This window comes from Pseudomonas savastanoi, assembly GCF_020917325.1.
Taxonomy (GTDB): domain Bacteria; phylum Pseudomonadota; class Gammaproteobacteria; order Pseudomonadales; family Pseudomonadaceae; genus Aquipseudomonas; species Aquipseudomonas amygdali.
The window spans coordinates 1,635,471-1,652,476 of the sequence record NZ_CP076652.1 but is presented as its reverse complement, the minus strand read 5'-3'; the positions used below and the strand labels follow the sequence as shown (position 1 = coordinate 1,652,476).

General features: G+C 59.0%; 15 protein-coding genes. 8 read left to right on the top strand and 7 right to left on the bottom strand.

Annotation, left to right across the window (positions count from 1 at the left end; translation table 11 throughout):
• Window positions 1–180: 180 nt before the first annotated feature.
• The gene (locus KP808_RS07330; RefSeq protein WP_230017921.1) at window positions 181–3,654 is read left to right on the top strand and encodes a hybrid sensor histidine kinase/response regulator; all 3,474 of its coding nucleotides are present in this window, start codon (window positions 181–183) and stop codon (window positions 3,652–3,654) included.
• Window positions 3,655–3,709: 55 nt separating this feature from the next.
• On the opposite strand, the gene KP808_RS07325 is transcribed toward KP808_RS07330, so the two are convergent.
• Together KP808_RS07325 and cysK are read right to left on the bottom strand one after the other, a co-directional pair.
• Window positions 3,710–4,648: an aspartyl/asparaginyl beta-hydroxylase domain-containing protein gene (locus KP808_RS07325; protein WP_004657737.1), complete on the bottom strand. Its 939-nt coding sequence runs from the start codon at window positions 4,646–4,648 to the stop codon at window positions 3,710–3,712.
• Window positions 4,649–4,825: 177 nt separating this feature from the next.
• Complete coding sequence (cysK, locus tag KP808_RS07320) at window positions 4,826–5,800, bottom strand: cysteine synthase A (protein ID WP_230017919.1); 975 nt, start codon at window positions 5,798–5,800, stop codon at window positions 4,826–4,828.
• A gap of 126 nt (window positions 5,801–5,926) precedes the next feature.
• Between cysK and KP808_RS07315 the strand changes: the two genes are divergently transcribed.
• Window positions 5,927–6,994 (top strand): DUF748 domain-containing protein, encoded by a 1,068-nt coding sequence (locus tag KP808_RS07315; RefSeq protein ID WP_230017917.1) that lies wholly within the window; start codon window positions 5,927–5,929, stop codon window positions 6,992–6,994.
• Here the strand turns inward: KP808_RS07315 and KP808_RS07310 are convergent.
• Window positions 6,991–7,479 (bottom strand): DUF2442 domain-containing protein, encoded by a 489-nt coding sequence (locus KP808_RS07310; protein WP_004657733.1) that lies wholly within the window; start codon window positions 7,477–7,479, stop codon window positions 6,991–6,993. The two genes, KP808_RS07315 and KP808_RS07310, sit on opposite strands and share 4 nt — an antisense overlap.
• Window positions 7,476–7,706, bottom strand: a complete 231-nt coding sequence (locus KP808_RS07305) for a DUF4160 domain-containing protein (protein WP_044317730.1) — start codon at window positions 7,704–7,706, stop codon at window positions 7,476–7,478. The genes KP808_RS07310 and KP808_RS07305 overlap by 4 nt, the downstream gene beginning before the upstream one ends.
• Window positions 7,707–7,911: 205 nt before the next feature.
• Here KP808_RS07305 and KP808_RS07300 point away from each other — a divergent pair, with 205 nt between their 5' ends.
• Both KP808_RS07300 and KP808_RS07295 read left to right on the top strand, forming a co-directional pair.
• Window positions 7,912–8,757 carry an AAA family ATPase gene (locus KP808_RS07300; protein WP_002552618.1) on the top strand — a complete coding sequence of 282 codons (846 nt, stop codon included), beginning with the start codon at window positions 7,912–7,914 and terminating at the stop codon, window positions 8,755–8,757.
• 39 nt (window positions 8,758–8,796) lie between these two features.
• Window positions 8,797–9,975, top strand: coding sequence for a vWA domain-containing protein (locus KP808_RS07295; protein ID WP_230017916.1), 1,179 nt, complete (start codon window positions 8,797–8,799; stop codon window positions 9,973–9,975).
• A gap of 61 nt (window positions 9,976–10,036) precedes the next feature.
• On the opposite strand, the gene KP808_RS07290 is transcribed toward KP808_RS07295, so the two are convergent.
• From KP808_RS07290 to KP808_RS07280, 3 genes are all read right to left on the bottom strand, one after another.
• Entirely contained in the window at window positions 10,037–10,561 is a 525-nt protein-coding gene (locus KP808_RS07290; RefSeq protein WP_002552616.1) for a DUF2937 family protein, read from the bottom strand.
• Between the two features lie 45 nt (window positions 10,562–10,606).
• Window positions 10,607–11,395 (bottom strand): class II glutamine amidotransferase, encoded by a 789-nt coding sequence (locus tag KP808_RS07285; RefSeq protein ID WP_057402080.1) that lies wholly within the window; start codon window positions 11,393–11,395, stop codon window positions 10,607–10,609.
• Window positions 11,396–11,471: 76 nt separating this feature from the next.
• Window positions 11,472–11,948, bottom strand: a complete 477-nt coding sequence (locus KP808_RS07280) for an MFS transporter (RefSeq protein WP_230017915.1) — start codon at window positions 11,946–11,948, stop codon at window positions 11,472–11,474.
• A 131-nt stretch (window positions 11,949–12,079) separates the two neighbouring features.
• Between KP808_RS07280 and KP808_RS07275 the strand changes: the two genes are divergently transcribed.
• From KP808_RS07275 to KP808_RS07260, 4 genes are all read left to right on the top strand, one after another.
• Window positions 12,080–14,140, top strand: coding sequence for a S9 family peptidase (locus tag KP808_RS07275; RefSeq protein ID WP_230017913.1), 2,061 nt, complete (start codon window positions 12,080–12,082; stop codon window positions 14,138–14,140).
• Window positions 14,141–14,220: 80 nt separating this feature from the next.
• Window positions 14,221–14,697 (top strand): cyclic nucleotide-binding domain-containing protein, encoded by a 477-nt coding sequence (locus KP808_RS07270; RefSeq protein ID WP_002552612.1) that lies wholly within the window; start codon window positions 14,221–14,223, stop codon window positions 14,695–14,697.
• 66 nt (window positions 14,698–14,763) lie between these two features.
• Entirely contained in the window at window positions 14,764–15,138 is a 375-nt protein-coding gene (locus KP808_RS07265) for a YajD family HNH nuclease (RefSeq protein ID WP_003317410.1), read from the top strand.
• An 86-nt stretch (window positions 15,139–15,224) separates the two neighbouring features.
• Window positions 15,225–17,003, top strand: a complete 1,779-nt coding sequence (locus KP808_RS07260) for a copper resistance system multicopper oxidase (RefSeq protein ID WP_230017912.1) — start codon at window positions 15,225–15,227, stop codon at window positions 17,001–17,003.
• Window positions 17,004–17,006: the final 3 nt, after the last annotated feature.

The window sequence follows — 17,006 nt, the reverse complement described above, 5'->3', positions numbered from 1 at the left end:
CGTAACGCTACCGAATGTCGATAGGACATTTCTTTTTACAAAACACCCCGCACCTTTTTTCATCGTTACTAGCGTTTGCGTAACAGCTGCGACACCCCGCCACGCTCGACCTTGGTCGACAAAGACGAAGCGCGGCCATCGTGCGAGACTGCGCGCTATCGATACGGTGTGGAATTTCATATGTCGCTGTCCAGCGGGCTGATTGCGGCCGTTGCCTTGTCCTATATGGCCATCATGTTTGCTATCGCCTTTTACGGCGACCGCTACAGCGCATCGCTGCGCCCGACCATGCGCGCCTGGGTCTACAGCCTGTCGCTGGCAGTGTATTGCACCAGTTGGACGTTTTTCGGCGCGGTGGGTCAGGCGGCCGAACAGCTGTGGTCTTTCCTGCCGATTTATCTGGGGCCTATCGTGCTGATGGTGCTGGCGCCTTGGGTGCTGCAGAAGATGGTGCTGATCAGCAAGCAGGAAAACATCACCTCAATTGCCGACTTCATCGCAGCACGCTACGGCAAGTCCCAGTCACTGGCGGTCATGGTCGCGCTGATCTGTCTGATCGGCATGCTGCCGTATATCGCGCTGCAACTGAAAGGTATCGTGCTGGGCGTGAATATCCTGATTGGTGCTGTGGCTGATTCCACCGGCACCCGCGCTCAGGACACCGCGCTGGTGGTGTCGCTGATTCTGGCGTTGTTCACCATCGTCTTCGGCGCACGCAATCTGGATGTGACTGAACACCATCGCGGTATGGTGCTGGCTATTGCTTTCGAAGCGCTGGTCAAGCTGTTCGCGTTCATGGCAGTCGGCGTGTTTGTCACGTTCGGCCTGTACGACGGATTCGACGACCTGTTCAATCAGGCCAAACTTGCGCCACGCCTCGAGGAATACTGGCAAGACACGATCAACTGGCCGTCGATGTTCGTGCAGACCGGTGTGGCGATGATGGCGATTGTCTGCCTGCCGCGACAGTTTCACGTCACGGTGGTCGAAAACATCGAGCCTCAGGACCTGAATCTCGCCAAATGGGTGTTCCCGGCCTATCTGGCACTGGCTGCATTGTTCGTCGTGCCGATTGCGCTGGCCGGACAAATGCTGCTGCCCGCGTCCATGCTGCCCGACTCGTTCGTGATCAGTCTGCCACTGGCGCACGCTCACCCGTCACTCGCCCTGCTGGCCTTCATCGGCGGCGCATCGGCGGCAACCGGTATGGTGATCGTCGCCTGCGTGGCGCTGTCGACGATGATATCCAACGACATGCTGCTGCCCTGGCTGTTAAGGCGCAAAAACACCGAGCGGCCGTTCGAAGCGTTTCGTCACTGGATGCTCTCGGTAAGGCGCATCAGCATTGTGATGATTCTCCTGCTGGCCTATGTCAGCTACCGGATGCTGGGCTCAACGGCCAGCCTGGCGACTATCGGGCAGATTGCCTTCGCCGCGATCACCCAGTTGGCACCGGCCATGTTCGGTGCGCTGTACTGGAAGCAGGCTAACCGGCGTGGTGTCTTTGCAGGCCTGGCGGCGGGTATCTTCATCTGGTTCTACACCCTGGTGCTGCCGGTCGCGGCGCATGGCATGGGCTGGTCGCTGAGCAATTTCCCGCTACTGTCCTGGCTGCACAGCAACCCGTTCGACCTGCCGATCTCGCCGATGACTCAGGGCGTGGTGCTGTCGATGGCCGGCAACTGCACGCTGTTCGCCTGGGTGTCGATGTTGTCGAGAACCCGAGTGGCGGAGCACTGGCAGGCAGGTCGTTTCATTGGTCAGGAAACCCAGGGACGCGACTTCAGCCGACCGCTGCTTGCCGTCCAGATAGAAGACCTGCTCAGCCTCTCGGCGCGTTTTGTCGGTGAAGACCGGGCACGTCAGAGCTTCATTCGCTTCGCCTACAGACAAGGCAAGGGTTTCAACCCCAGTCTGAATGCCGATGGAGAGTGGATCGCGCATACCGAGCGGCTGCTGGCTGGCGTGCTCGGCACTTCCTCGACCCGCGCCGTGGTCAAGGCCGCTATCGAAGGGCGCGATATGCAGCTGGAAGACGTCGTACGCATCGCCGACGAAGCGTCCGAAGTCTTGCAGTTCAACCGCGCGCTGTTGCAGGGTGCCATCGAAAACATTACCCAGGGCATCAGTGTGGTGGATCAGTCCTTGAGGCTGGTGGCCTGGAATCGCCGCTACCTCGAACTGTTCAATTACCCCGAAGGCCTGATTGGCGTCGGCCGGCCGATTGCCGACATCATTCGCTACAACGCCGAACGTGGGCTGTGCGGGCCGGGTGAGGCCGAAGTGCATGTAGCGCGACGCCTGCACTGGATGCGTCAGGGCCGTGCGCACACCTCGGAGCGGCTGTTCCCCAACGGGCAGGTGATCGAGCTGATCGGCAATCCGATGCCCGGCGGCGGTTTCGTCATGAGTTTCACCGACATCACCGCGTTTCGTGCCGCCGAACAGGCCCTCAAAGGCGTCAATGAAAGCCTTGAGCAGCGTGTCGCCGCACGTACCCATGAGTTGTCGCAGCTCAATCAGGCGCTGACCGAGGCCAAGGGCACCGCCGAAGCCGCCAACGAATCGAAAACCCGCTTTCTGGCCGCCGTCAGCCATGACCTGATGCAGCCGCTGAATGCTGCAAGGCTGTTTTCTGCTGCGCTGTCGCATCAGCAGGACGGAATTTCCAGCGACGCCCAGCAATTGGTCCAGCATCTGGACAGCTCGTTGCGTTCTGCCGAAGACCTGATCAGCGACCTGCTGGACATCTCGCGCCTGGAAAACGGCAAGATCACCCCGGACCGCCAACCATTCCCGCTCAACGCGCTGTTTGACACCCTGGGCGCCGAATTCAAAGCGCTGGCCCAGGAGCAAGGTCTGGATTTTCGTGTCAGAGGCACTTCACTGCGCGTCGACAGCGACATCAAGCTATTGCGCCGGGTCCTGCAAAACTTCCTGACCAATGCTTTCCGCTATGCCAAAGGCCCTATTCTGCTGGGTGTCAGGCGTTACGGCGACAGCCTGAGCCTTGAGGTCTGGGACCGCGGGCCGGGCATCCCCGAAGACAAGCGCCAGGTGATCTTCGAAGAATTCAAACGCCTCGACAGCCACAAGACTCACGCAGCGAAGGGGCTGGGCCTGGGGCTGGCTATTGCCGATGGTTTGTGTCGCATTCTCGAGCACCCTTTGCAGGTGCGTTCGTGGCTTGGCAAAGGCAGCGTTTTCAGCGTGCGGGTGCCACTGGCAGCAGCCCCCGCGACAATGCCCGACACGCTGCCGGATGTCAGCCGACCCGCGCTGAACGGCACGCAGGTGCTGTGTGTCGACAATGAAGACAGCATCCTGATCGGCATGAACAGCCTGCTGTCACGCTGGGGTTGTCAGGTGTGGACCGCTCGCAGTCGTCAGGAATGCGAAGCACTGCTGAACAATGGCGTCAGGCCGCAGATTGCGTTGGTGGATTACCATCTGGATGAGGGCGAGACCGGCACTGAGCTGATGGCCTGGCTAAGAACACGCCTGGGGCAACCAGTGCCGGGCGTGCTGATCAGCGCCGATGGTCGTCCGGAGTTGATCGCTCAGGTGCACGCAGCAGGACTCGATTACCTGCCAAAACCGGTCAAGCCTGCAGCGCTGCGAGCGCTGCTGAGCCGGCATGTGAATCTGGACTGAGAAAGGGCTGACGGTTGTTCGCCGTGACCGCGGACAACCGGATCAAAGCTGTTGCTTAACCAAACAACCAGTAGCCCAGCAATGTCAGCACCACCACCGCCAGCACAGGCCGCAAAACGCGGTAAGCCTTGGGGTTGGCGCGCTTGAACTGCTTGACCTTGCCACTGAAGCCGTCGCTGAAGCGCTTGCTGAACGCATACGCCTGATTGATCCCGCCGACCCGCTCGTCGTCCAGATTCTGCGGCGCGGTTGCGCGGCCCAGAAACGCACTGACGCTGCGGTTCACACGCGTCATGAAGCGGTTGGTCAGCGGACGCTCGACGTCACAGAACAGAATCACCCGGGTCTGCGGCGTTTCATTCTTGACCCAGTGCACGTAGGTCTCGTCGAACATCACGTCCTGGCCGTCACGCCAGGCATATTCCTTGCCATCGACAAAGATCCGGCAGTCATCGGAGTTCGGCGTGGACAGCCCCAGATGATAACGCAGGGAACCGGCGAACGGATCGCGGTGCGGATTGAGGTGGCTGCCGCCCGGCAACAGCGCGAACATCGCGCCTTTGACGTTGGGAATGCTGTTGACCAGCTCAACGGTCTTCGGGCACAGCGCTTCGGCAGATGGCAGTGCCTTGTCATACCATTTCAGATAAAAACGCTTCCAGCCCTTCTTGAAGAACGAGCCGAAACCGGCGTCGTTATTCTTCTCGGCCGCACGAATGTAGCCTTCATCGAACAGGTGCATGGCTTCGTCGCGAATGGTTTCCCAGTTGTCCTTGAGGATATCCAGCTCAGGGAATTTGCTGCGGTCCAGATACGGTTCGGACGGCACACGGGAAAACAGGTACATCAGTGCGTTGTAAGGCGCGAACAATGCCGAATGGTTGACGAACTGCCGCAACAGGGGCAGCCGGGCCCGACCGCGCAAATGAACGTACAGCGTGCTGCCCAGAAACAGCATCAGGATCGATGCCTTGGCAACAAATGAAAGGGTCATGAAGCTCTCCTTGAAGCGGGCAGATAACGCCAAACGTCACGCGGGCAGTACTGATGCATGATTCTGAATGAAAGACCGCAAACACCGGAGGGACAGAGATAATCGTCCGGTGACGCGTAAGCTGGCCATCATAAACCCTTGCGTTGCCCGCATGAAGTGCACACTTGCGAAGATGTGTTACTGGGAAAGCTCCTGATCGGTAAACAGATCGCTGAACAGCATGCTGGACAGGTAACGTTCGCCAGAGTCAGGCAGGATCACCACGATAGTCTTGCCCTGCATCTCCGGTTTTTCAGCCAGACGGACGGCTGCCGCCATGGCTGCTCCGCACGAGATACCGCAAAGGATGCCCTCTTCCTGCATCAAGCGCCGCGCCATGGTCTTGGATTCTTCATCGGTGACACGCTCTACGCGGTCCACAATCGACAGATCGAGGTTTTTCGGAATGAAACCGGCACCGATGCCTTGAATCTTGTGCGGGCTGGGTTTGATCTCTTCACCGGCCATCGCCTGGGTGATAATCGGCGAACCGTCTGGCTCGACCGCAACCGACAGGATCGGCTTGCCTGCGGTGTGCTTGATATAGCGGGAAATACCGGTGATAGTCCCGCCAGTCCCGACGCCTGCCACCAGTACGTCGATAGCGCCGTCGGTGTCCGCCCAGATTTCAGGGCCGGTGGTCTTTTCATGGATGGCCGGGTTGGCCGGGTTCTCGAACTGTGCGGGCATGAAGTATTTTTCCGGATCGCCCGCCAGCAGCTCTTCTGCCTTGGCAATCGCGCCTTTCATCCCCTTTGCCGGTTCAGTCAACACCAGTTCGGCACCCAGCGCCTTGAGTACCTTGCGACGTTCTATGCTCATGGAAGCGGGCATGGTGAGCATCAATTTGTAACCACGGGCGGCGGCAACGAATGCCAGGCCAATCCCGGTATTGCCCGAGGTCGGTTCGACGATGGTCATGCCGGGCTTGAGTTTGCCGCTGCTTTCAGCGTCCCAGATCATGTTGGCGCCGATACGGCACTTGACGGAGTAGCCCGGATTACGCCCCTCGATCTTGGCCAGAATCGTGACACCGCGTGGCGCAATACGATTGATCTGCACCAGCGGCGTATTACCGATGGAATGGGCGTTATCAGCGTAGATACGGCTCATGAAAGTGTCCTTGTGCACATCGGTTAAAGACCCAAAGCCTATGCCGCCAGCCCTGGGGCGTCCAGTCTGACCGAACGGATGACCGCGTGCGTAGTCAATCCCTCATTGAAACAGGAGACTCATGTCATGAAACGTCGCTACAGCTGGCCGCTATGGACCCTGGCCGCTCTGGTAGTTCTGCTGATCGCGATCAATATCGCCTTGCCCTATCTGGTGCGCGACTATCTGAACGACAAACTGGCCGACATGGGCGACTACCGAGGTGAGATCACCGACGTAGACCTCGCGCTGTGGCGAGGGGCTTACCGGATCAAGGGACTGAAGATCGTAAAGACCGATGGCAAGGTCCCGGTGCCCTTTTTCGACGCACCGATGATCGAACTGGCTGTCAGCTGGCATTCACTCTGGTATGACCATGCAGTGGTCGCGAAAGCCCTCTTCACCGGACCGCAGATCAACTTCGTGGACGGCGGCAGCAAGCAGAACTCGCAGACCGGTCAGGGCACCGACTGGCGTACCCAGATGGACAAGCTGCTGCCCATCACCCTCAACGAATTGCGCATCGATAACGGGCGCATCACGTTCAATAACTTCAACTCCACGCCCAAAGTAAAAATCGAGGCGGATCAGGTCAATGCCAGCATCTATAACCTGACCAACGTGGTCGACGTGGAAGGCAACCGCGATGCCGAGTTCAAGGGCAAGGCACGCCTGCTGGACCATGCCGATCTGGAAAGCACCGCCAGATTCGATCCGTTCAGCAACTTTGAAGATTTCGACTTCAAACTGCGCGCCACCGGCATTCAGCTTAAGAAGCTCAACGACTTTTCGTCGGCGTATGGCAAGTTCGACTTTAACGCCGGTGACGGCGATCTTGTGATTGAAGCGCAAGCGGATAAAGGGCAGCTCAGCGGCTACATAAAGCCCCTGCTACGCAACGTGGACGTGTTCAACTGGCATCAGGACGTCGAGAACAAGGACAAGGGCGTTTTCCGCTCGATCTGGGAAGCGCTGGTCGGCACCAGCGAAACCGTGTTGAAAAACCAGCGGGAAAACCAGTTCGCCACCCGTGTCGACCTGAGCGGCAGCGTCCATCAGCAGGACATCAGCGGCTTCCAGGCGTTTCTGCAGATCCTGCGCAACGCCTTCGTACAGGCATTTAATGCGCGGTATGAGAGCAGCAAGGGGTCTTAGTGGTTTTTTTTATCCACGGAATAAACGCCCCGCTCCTCGGCGGCATGTGCCTGTTGCTGCAATGCATCCCAGCCCAGGCAAGCCAGCGCAAGGGTACGTGGCGTAGCTTCGCGAGAGTTGCTGTAGCGAGTGATACTGCGAGGGCTGACACCCAACGCCTGTGCGGCCTTAGCCAAGGGCAAACCCGTGCGGGCACGCCACCCGATGAAAATACGCGTGTTTTCGTCGGTGGCAGCTTGAGCCTGAGCGTCGAGATACAGGGTATCCGCACCGATCTGGATATCCAGTTCCGGCCATTCAACCGTCCAGCCATCATCGCCCACTTGGGCGTGGGCGAAAGCTTCAGCAGCAATCAAGGGTCGTAACCCCGGAAAAGCCTGCACATCAGCGCTCATGTCGAGGACGAATTGTTGATCGTCGATGAATGTCAGGGCCAGCCGGTATCCGGACTGCGCCTGAACATCCTTGAGCCGGGGTCGTTTCATGGATGCCATCGTTTCCACTCCTCCATCAGTTCGTCGCGGTGAATTCGTATCCATTCGAGAGCTTCCTTAAGCACAACAGTCGGGGCATGTCCGCGCATGGGCTCTACGAGCTCAAGGCAAATCAGTACATCCAGACCACCACCGGTCAGATGCACATGCGGCGGCAGGTGGTCTTTTTCCCTCAACTGAATCCTGTATTTATCCCTGAATCTGTATTTAGTCGACATGAAGTGTATGGTATAGCCAAATTAGCCATACAAAAAGCAGCGTTACAATTTCGACCCGGTCACTGCGTGACGCCCCATTCAAGAACTGAATGAGGCGTCTGCGTTCACAGCCGTCCGGCAGCCACGTTATAGTTCCGGCATTGCTTGCCCCTGTTACGGTGTGCGCGCTGACAGGCTGCGCCTACCCACGTGAAAAGGATTGATCATGAAGTTCGAAGGCACCCCGGCATACGTCGCCACTGACGATCTCAAGCTGGCGGTCAACGCGGCAATCACGCTGGAGCGTCCGCTGTTGGTCAAGGGCGAGCCCGGCACCGGCAAGACCATGCTGGCCGAGCAACTGGCCGAGTCCTTTGGCGCGAAGCTGATCACCTGGCATATCAAGTCCACTACCAAGGCGCATCAGGGCCTCTACGAATACGATGCCGTCAGCCGTCTGCGTGACTCTCAATTGGGCGTGGACAAAGTCCACGACGTACGTAACTACCTGAAAAAGGGCAAGCTCTGGGAAGCCTTCGAGTCCGATGAGCGGGTCATTTTGCTGATCGACGAGATCGACAAGGCCGACATCGAGTTCCCCAACGACCTGTTGCAGGAACTCGACAAGATGGAGTTCTACGTCTACGAAATCGATGAAACGATCAAGGCCAAAAAGCGCCCGATCATCATCATTACCTCCAACAACGAAAAGGAATTGCCGGACGCCTTCCTGCGTCGCTGCTTCTTCCACTACATCGCCTTCCCGGACCGTGCCACCCTGCAACGCATCGTCGACGTGCATTACCCGGACATCAAGAAAGACCTGGTGAGCGAAGCGCTGGACGTGTTTTTCGACGTGCGCAAAGTGCCGGGCCTGAAGAAGAAGCCCTCCACGTCCGAACTGGTGGACTGGCTGAAGCTGCTGATGGCCGACAACATCGGTGAAGCCGTACTGCGTGAGCGCGACCCGACCAAGGCTATCCCGCCGCTGGCCGGGGCGCTGGTCAAGAATGAACAGGATGTGCATTTGCTTGAGCGTCTGGCGTTCATGAGCCGCCGCGGCAACCGTTGAGCGCCTCCATCAACCCCGTTACGTAAAAGGGCGACAGCCATGCTGCTCAACCTGTTCAACGAAATGCGCGCGGCCAAAGTGCCGGTGTCTCTGCGTGAACTGCTGGACCTGATCAATGCGCTGAAACAGCGGGTTATCTTTGCCGATATCGATGAGTTCTACTTTCTTGCGCGCACGATTCTGGTCAAGGACGAGCGCCATTTCGACAAATTCGACCGGGCCTTCGGTGCGTATTTCAAAGGTTTGGAAAATCTTGACGATCATTTGCAGGCATTGATCCCCGAAGACTGGCTGCGCAAAGAGTTCGAGCGCTCGCTGAGTGACGAGGAACGCGCGCAAATTCAGTCCCTCGGCGGCCTCGACAAGCTGATCGAGGAATTCAAGAAGCGTCTGGAAGAGCAGAAGGAGCGTCATGCCGGTGGCAACAAATGGATCGGCACAGGCGGCACCAGCCCTTTCGGCTCGGGGGGCTATAACCCTGAAGGCATTCGTGTCGGCGACGCAGGGGAACGCAAGGGCAAGGCAGTCAAGGTCTGGGATCAGCGCGAATATAAAAACCTGGACGATCAGGTCGAACTGGGTACGCGCAATATCAAGGTGGCCCTGCGCCGTCTGCGCAAGTTTGCCCGCCAGGGCGCTGCGGATGAACTGGACATCGACGGCACCATTGATCACACAGCTCGCGATGCGGGCCTGCTGAACATTCAAATGCGTCCGGAACGGCGCAACACCATCAAGTTATTGCTGCTGTTCGACATCGGTGGCTCGATGGATTCACACATCAAGGTCTGTGAAGAGCTGTTCTCGGCCTGCAAGACCGAGTTCAAGCATATGGAATATTTCTACTTCCATAATTTCATCTACGAATCGGTGTGGAAGAACAACCTGCGCCGCGGTTCGGAGCGAACCGCCACGCAAGACCTGCTGCACAAGTACGGCGCAGACTACAAAGTGATTTTCATCGGCGACGCTTCGATGGCACCGTATGAAATCACCCAGCCCGGTGGCAGCGTCGAACACTGGAATGAAGAAGCAGGCTATGTATGGATGCAGCGCTTCATGGCCAAATTCAAGAAGATCATCTGGATCAATCCCTACCCCAAGGATGCCTGGGACTACACCACGTCCACGCATATCGTGCGCGACCTGATTGAAGGGCAAATGTACCCGCTAACCCTGCGCGGTCTGGAGGAAGGCATGCGTCATCTGGCGAAATAAGCATGACGGGCGCGTGCTGACTCTACGCAACGCCCGTTGTCGTTATTACCGTATCCAGCAATCAGCGCCAGTCCCGCTCAAGTTGCGGCTTGCGTCGTCCACCGTGGATCACCCAGCCGAGTAACAGCCCGACGCTTTCCACCACAAGAGCCAGCAGCAATGCACTGATGATGCCCCAGGCAATGACTTCGGGGGCCAGCAGGACTTGCCACGTATAACCGTTGAACGTTTCCCGTCGAATATCCGCATCGGCAGACGTGACGACGAACAGGGCTTTGGAATACCACGGCCCCTGGAGTCCGAGCCACTGACGCTCAAGGATATGGGTACGGCTCATCAACGTATCGATGTTGTCCGCATCGGCTCGGAAAACCGGGTCTTCGCTGCTGCGATAGTGTTGGATCAGCGCTTGTATATCGCCCTTGAAGAACTGCTGCGCAGTAGCGGTGTAGCCCTTGACGGCCTGTTGCGCCTCGATCAGATGCGCTTCGACACGCTTGCTGTAATCACTGATGAATCCGGGGATCTGTACCCCGAACAGCAGGCCTGTGGTGAACAGGACCAATCGCAGATAACTTCGCAGCATCAATATCCCTCTTCTTTTTTATCCAGTATGCCGGTGGAGGCGCTGTTACTGCACTGCTGTCTCGACCGAGCCTTGCGCCACGCACTCACCCTTGCGCCACAGGCTCCACTGGCCCGGTTCATAGCGGTTCCAGTTTTCGTTCTCGGTCAAGGGTTCGGTCGCGATGACCGTGACCACGTCGTGCGGCGTCGTTTCAGCCTGAAAATCGACAATCACGTCGACATCTTTCAACCTTGCCGGGCCGAACGGCGCGCGCCGGGTGATCTGGACCAGTTTGGTACTGCAAAAGCAAAACAGCCAGTCGCCATCGCTCAACAGGCAGTTAAACACGCCTTTACTACGGTATTCAGTGCAGGCCTGGATCAGCGAAGGCAGTAATTGCTCGACCTCAACCGGCTCGGGAAAGGCTTCGCGAACGCGATTGAGCAGGTCGCAGAATGCAGCTTCGCTGTCGGTATCGCCCACCGGCCTGTAAAAGGTGGCACCGGGGGTGAAATCGGCCAGCTGGCCATTGTGCGCAAAGCACCAGTTGCGGCCCCAGAGTTCACGCACGAAAGGATGTGTGTTGGACAGACAGACCTTGCCGACGTTGGCCTGACGAATATGGCCAATTACCACTTCGCTTTTGATCGGATAGCGCTGCACCAGTTGCGCAACTTCAGATTCACTGCTGGCTGCGGGGTCCTGGAACAAGCGCAGGCCGCGACCTTCGTAGAAGGCAATGCCCCAGCCATCGCGATGCGGACCAGTACGCCCGCCACGCTGCATCAGCCCGGTAAAGCTGAAGACTATGTCGGTCGGGACATTGGCGCTCATGCCCAGTAGTTCACACATGCTCAGGTTCTCGCTTCAAGACGTTTTGCAGCAGGTCATGCGCCGACAATGACGGCGCATGCCAACGAAGCGGGATCTACAACCGCGGTTCGACTCGCGCAGCCCTGGTCGGAGGAAGCGGCGCAGCGGATTTGCGAGGGTAATGATCGTCCTCGGCAAACGGTTCGTCAGCGGGGTCTGTGTCGGCAGGCTGAGCGGCGGGCCGGGGCTGGCGAGCCTTGCGGCTGCGCTCGATCGGCCAGCGGATAAGCACGAACAGCGCGTACGTAGCGAAGGCGAACATGCCATACATGGCCAGATCCGAGACAGCGGTCCAGACATTGCTGCCGACCTTGAACATCAGGTCGAGCGCGGTGATCGCCACGGCTGGCGCCATCGCATCCTTGGCAGGGTCGACCATGGTCGGCGTAAACAGCAGCACCGCGACTGCTACCAGCAACGGTTCCTTGAGATAACGCCACATCCAGCGGGTCATCAGGAACCATACCAGCAGGCAACCCAACGCGGCGAAGGCGTAGACGCTCCAGGCGATCAGATAGTCGTTTTCGGTCATGACGTCCGTGGTAAGGCAGGTAAAGAGGCGCTTATGATAACGGCTTTTGCCTGACGCGGCTTGCCTCGCTTCAGTAATCGGTTCAGCGTGTACCGAATTTCCATGATTGATGCCTAAACAGAGAGCCCAGCATGTCCTTCTCGAATGCAACCTCCAGCGCCCCGATTGCTCGCAAGGCCGACGGTTCCGATCCCTATGCCTGGCTACAGAACCGCGACACTGACGAGGTGCTCGACTACCTCAAAGCGGAAAACGCCTGGCAGGAGCAGCAACTGGCAGAGCAGACCGGGTTGCGCGAAAACCTGTTTCAGGAGATCAAGGGCCGTATCCTTGAAACCGATCTGTCACTGCCCTCCCCTTGGGGGCCGTACCTTTATTACACGCGCACCACACAAGGCGATGAATACGCCCGTCACTATCGCTGCCCGCGCCCGGCCGACGACTCCAATACCGTGGACGAAAGCCGTGAAGAACTGTTGCTGGACCCGAACGCCATGGCCGATGGCGGCTTCTTTTCGCTGGGCGCGTTCAGCATCAGCCCCGACCATCAGCGCCTGGCCTACAGCCTGGACACCAGTGGCGACGAGGTTTACCAGCTTTACGTCAAGGAGCTGAGCACCGGCCAGATCAGCAGCCTGCCGTTTGAGGACTGCGACGGAAGCATGACCTGGGCCAACGACAGCCAGACCCTGTTTTTCGGTGAGCTGGACGAGACCCATCGCCCCGGCAGGCTGCATCGCCACACATTGGGCAATGCATCGGCAGAGCTGGTGTTCGATGAGCCGGACGGTCGATTCTTCCTGCACTGCTTCCGTAGCAGTTCCGAACGCCAACTGATCATTCTGCTCAACAGCAAAACTACCAGCGAAGCCTGGGTGCTGGACGCCGATCATCCGCAGCAGGCCTTCACCTGCCTCGCGCCGCGCAGCGAAGGGCACGAGTATTACCCGGATCACGGCCTGCTCGATGGTGTGTGGAGCTGGTTCATCCGCAGCAATCAGAGCGGCATCAACTTCGCGCTGTATCACGCAGCGGAACACGCCAGTGGCGCCCCGGTTCGCGAAGACTGGCAGACCCTGGTTGCGCACGATGACAAGGTCATGCTCGAAGGCGTGAGCCTCAACACCAAGGCGATCAGTCTGAGCCTGCGCGAAGGCGGCTTGCCGATCATCGAAGTACGCCCGCAGGATCTGCCTGCCTATCGCGTGCAGTTGCCCGACGCCGCGTACAGCCTGTATGTGCAGGACACCCTGGAGTTCGACAGCGACAGAATTCGCCTGCGCTATCAGTCGTTGAACCGTCCGGCACAGGTGCGTCAGCTGACCCTGGCCAGCGGCGAGCAGGTAGTGCTCAAGGAAACGCCGGTGCTGGGCACTTTCAACGCCGACGCCTACGTCAGCCAGCGTTTGTGGGCCACCGCCAGTGATGGCACTCAGGTGCCGATCAGCCTGGTGGTCAAGCGCGAACTGGCCGGCAAGGCGACCCCGCTGTATTTGTACGGCTACGGTGCTTACGGCGAAAGCCTCGACCCGTGGTTTTCCCACGCGCGCCTTAGCCTGCTCGACCGTGGCGTGGCGTTTGCCATCGCCCATGTACGCGGCGGTGGCGAGCTGGGCGAGGCCTGGTACCGCAATGGCAAGCAGGAACATAAACAGAACACCTTCGGCGACTTCATTGCCTGCGCCGAACATCTTGTTGCTCAGGGCCTGACCAGCGCCGAACAGCTTGTGATCAGCGGCGGCAGCGCCGGTGGCCTGCTGATCGGTGCCGTGCTCAATCAGCGACCCGAGCTGTTCAAGGCAGCAATTGCCGAAGTGCCGTTCGTCGATGTGCTGAACACCATGCTCGATCCGGACCTGCCGTTGACCGTCACCGAATACGACGAATGGGGCAACCCGCAGGAGCCTGAGGTCTATGAGCGCATCAAGTCCTACGCGCCTTATGAGAACGTCAGCGCTCAGGCGTACCCGGCCATGCTGGTCATCGCCGGTTACAACGACAGCCGTGTGCAGTATTGGGAAGCCGCCAAATGGGTCGCGAAGTTACGCGCCCGCAAAACCGACGATAATCTGCTGCTGCTCAAGACCGAACTGGGTGCCGGACACGGCGGCATGAGCGGTCGCTATCAAGGGTTGCGTGACGTGGCGCTGGAGTACGCGTTTATCTTCAAGGTATTGCAGATCGCCGAATGAACTTGGCGTGAAACACCTGTCTTACTAGCATCGGGGGGCACGGAGCTGCCCCCTTCGTATCAGGATTGAAAGACCGAACCATGTCAGAACCATTGTCCAACCTGAACAACGCCATACGCGACATGCTGCTGGACTGCGGCCTGTTCGACACACTGCTGCCCGGCGACTTCGTGACCGTAGCCGGGTATTTCAGCATTACCGACATCGAAAAAGGCGAGACCATCTTTGCCGAGGGCGATGCAGGGACGTTCATGTGCATCATTCATCAAGGCACCGTGTCCGTGCAGAAACTTGCTGCAGACGGCCAACAGGTCGAGATTGCCGTTCTGCGTCGCGGGCGGGCATTCGGAGAAATGGCTGTACTGGATGGCGAACGTCGCTCGGCCAGCTGTATCGCGGCCACCCAATGCCAGTTATTGAACCTGGGACGCGACTCTCTGGACAAGATGCTCGACGAGGCGCCGAAAATCGCCGCCAAGATCATTCGCGCCCTGGCCATCTCATTGTCCAGGCGCCTGCGCATGGTCGACGGCCAATTACTGTCTCAGCAGGTGTGAGTTTGCCCATCTGGCGCTAAACTTGCCGATATTCCGCTTTCAATGCGCACACGCACAGGTGACACCATGAGCACGGCCAATCCTCCTTCCCATACTGCCAAGCTGGACCGCATTCTGGCCGACGCCCAGCGCGACCGCGAGATGGGCTACCGCGACAAGGCGTTGCGCATGTACCCGCACGTCTGCGGCCGTTGCGCCCGCGAGTTCGCTGGCAAACGCCTCAGCGAACTGACCGTGCACCACCGCGACCACAACCATGACAACAACCCGCAGGACGGTTCCAACTGGGAGCTGCTGTGCCTGTATTGCCACGACAACGAGCACTCGCGCTACACCGATCAGCAGTACTTCGCCGATGGCTCTCTGGGCAGTCCGAAAACCGCCAAGGCGACCCACAACCCGTTCGCTGCACTGGCCGGACTGATGAAAAAGGACGAGTGACCTCGGTACCTTTAACGCCCCGCGCTCCCCCGCCCTACCCGCACTTCTCCTGGCCTGCGGCCACCCGACCGACCGGATATTTCGCCATGCCCACCCGAACCTCAAGACGAACCTTTGTGAAAGGGCTGGCCGCCAGTGGCCTGCTCGGCGGCCTCGGGCTATGGCGCAGTCCGGCGTGGGCGGTGACCAATCCGGGTCAGCCCAACGGGTTGTCCGGCACTGAGTTCGATCTGTATATCGGCGAAACCCAGGTCAACATCACCGGCAGCGCCAGGACCGCGCAGACCATCAACGGCGGCATTCCTGGCCCGCTGCTGCGCTGGCGCGAAGGCGACACCGTGACCCTGAGGGTCAAGAACCGGCTCGACGAAACCACGTCCATCCACTGGCACGGCATTATCCTGCCGGCCAACATGGACGGCGTGCCAGGGTTGAGCTTTGACGGCATCGCGCCGGATGGCCTGTATGTCTACCGCTTCAAGGTCAGGCAGAACGGCACCTACTGGTATCACAGCCACTCCGGCTTCCAGGAACAGTCGGGGGTCTACGGGCCACTGGTGATCGACGCCAAAAAGCCAGAGCCATTCAAATACGACCGCGAACACGTAATCATGCTCAGCGACTGGACCGACGAAGAGCCGCTTCAACTGATGAAAACGCTCAAGAAGCAGTCCGATTATTACAACAATAACAAGCGTACTGTCGGCGACTTCATCAACGACGTCGGTGAGAAAGGCTGGAGCGAGACCGCTGGTGATCGCTGGATGTGGGCGAAAATGGGGATGGAGCCGACTGACCTGGCGGATGTCAGCGGCGCGACCTACACCTACCTGATGAACGGCCAGGCCCCGGACATGAACTGGACCGGCCTGTTCAAGCCTGGCGAGCGGATTCGACTGCGCTTGATCAACGGCTCGGCCATGACGTATTTCGACGTGCGTATCCCGGGCCTGAAAATGACCGTAGTCGCCAGCGATGGCTTGCACGTCAAGCCAGTAACGGTCGATGAATTGCGCATCGCAGTGGCAGAAACCTTCGACGTGATCGTCGAGCCTGCCGAAGGAGCCTACACGCTGTTCGCCCAGTCGATGGACCGCACCGGCTACGCCCGCGGCACCCTGGCCAGCAGGCCCGGCTTGCATGCCGTGGTCCCGCCTCTGGATCCACGCCCATTGCTGAGCATGGATGATGTGGGCATGGCGGGAATGGATCATGGCAGCATGAACCACGGCGCAGCCCCGGCGATGGACGACATGTCAGGCATGGACCATAGCAAGATGGGCCATGACTCGATGCCCGGCATGGACCACAGCAAGATGCCGATGAAAGAAACACCTGCCATGCAGTCACACCCGGACAGCGAACAAAACAATCCGCTGGTCGACATGCAGGCCATGAGCACCTCGCCCAAACTCGACGATCCGGGCATCGGCCTCAGGAACAACGGGCGCAGAGTCCTGACTTACGCAGACCTGCGCAGCACCTTCGAAGACCCCGATGGCCGTGAGCCCAGCCGCACGATCGAGCTGCACCTGACCGGGCACATGGAAAAATTCGCCTGGTCGTTCGACGGTGTGAAATTCTCGGACGCCAAACCGCTCATGCTCAAGTACGGCGAGCGAGTGCGTATCGTGCTGGTCAACGACACGATGATGACTCACCCCATACATCTGCACGGCATGTGGAGCGATCTGGAAGACGAAAACGGTCAGTTCATGGTGCGCAAACACACCATCGACATGCCTCCGGGTTCACGCCGCAGCTATCGCGTCACAGCTGACGCACTGGGCCGTTGGGCTTATCACTGTCACATGCTGTACCACATGGAAATGGGCATGTTCCGCGAAGTGCGGGTGGAAGAATGAGGA

What these genes read in the sequence shown, in the direction of transcription:
- KP808_RS07315 (WP_230017917.1), top strand. Translation starts at nt 5,927, where the DNA reads ATGAAACGTCGCTACAGCTGGCCGCTATGGACCCTGGCCGCTCTGGTA.
- KP808_RS07325 (WP_004657737.1), bottom strand. Translation starts at nt 4,648, where the DNA reads ATGACCCTTTCATTTGTTGCCAAGGCATCGATCCTGATGCTGTTTCTG.
- KP808_RS07275 (WP_230017913.1), top strand. Translation starts at nt 12,080, where the DNA reads ATGTCCTTCTCGAATGCAACCTCCAGCGCCCCGATTGCTCGCAAGGCC.
- cysK (WP_230017919.1), bottom strand. Translation starts at nt 5,800, where the DNA reads ATGAGCCGTATCTACGCTGATAACGCCCATTCCATCGGTAATACGCCG.
- KP808_RS07305 (WP_044317730.1), bottom strand. Translation starts at nt 7,706, where the DNA reads ATGTCGACTAAATACAGATTCAGGGATAAATACAGGATTCAGTTGAGG.
- KP808_RS07330 (WP_230017921.1), top strand. Translation starts at nt 181, where the DNA reads ATGTCGCTGTCCAGCGGGCTGATTGCGGCCGTTGCCTTGTCCTATATG.
- KP808_RS07260 (WP_230017912.1), top strand. Translation starts at nt 15,225, where the DNA reads ATGCCCACCCGAACCTCAAGACGAACCTTTGTGAAAGGGCTGGCCGCC.
- KP808_RS07265 (WP_003317410.1), top strand. Translation starts at nt 14,764, where the DNA reads ATGAGCACGGCCAATCCTCCTTCCCATACTGCCAAGCTGGACCGCATT.
- KP808_RS07310 (WP_004657733.1), bottom strand. Translation starts at nt 7,479, where the DNA reads ATGAAACGACCCCGGCTCAAGGATGTTCAGGCGCAGTCCGGATACCGG.
- KP808_RS07270 (WP_002552612.1), top strand. Translation starts at nt 14,221, where the DNA reads ATGTCAGAACCATTGTCCAACCTGAACAACGCCATACGCGACATGCTG.
- KP808_RS07285 (WP_057402080.1), bottom strand. Translation starts at nt 11,395, where the DNA reads ATGTGTGAACTACTGGGCATGAGCGCCAATGTCCCGACCGACATAGTC.
- KP808_RS07295 (WP_230017916.1), top strand. Translation starts at nt 8,797, where the DNA reads ATGCTGCTCAACCTGTTCAACGAAATGCGCGCGGCCAAAGTGCCGGTG.
- KP808_RS07300 (WP_002552618.1), top strand. Translation starts at nt 7,912, where the DNA reads ATGAAGTTCGAAGGCACCCCGGCATACGTCGCCACTGACGATCTCAAG.
- KP808_RS07280 (WP_230017915.1), bottom strand. Translation starts at nt 11,948, where the DNA reads ATGACCGAAAACGACTATCTGATCGCCTGGAGCGTCTACGCCTTCGCC.
- KP808_RS07290 (WP_002552616.1), bottom strand. Translation starts at nt 10,561, where the DNA reads ATGCTGCGAAGTTATCTGCGATTGGTCCTGTTCACCACAGGCCTGCTG.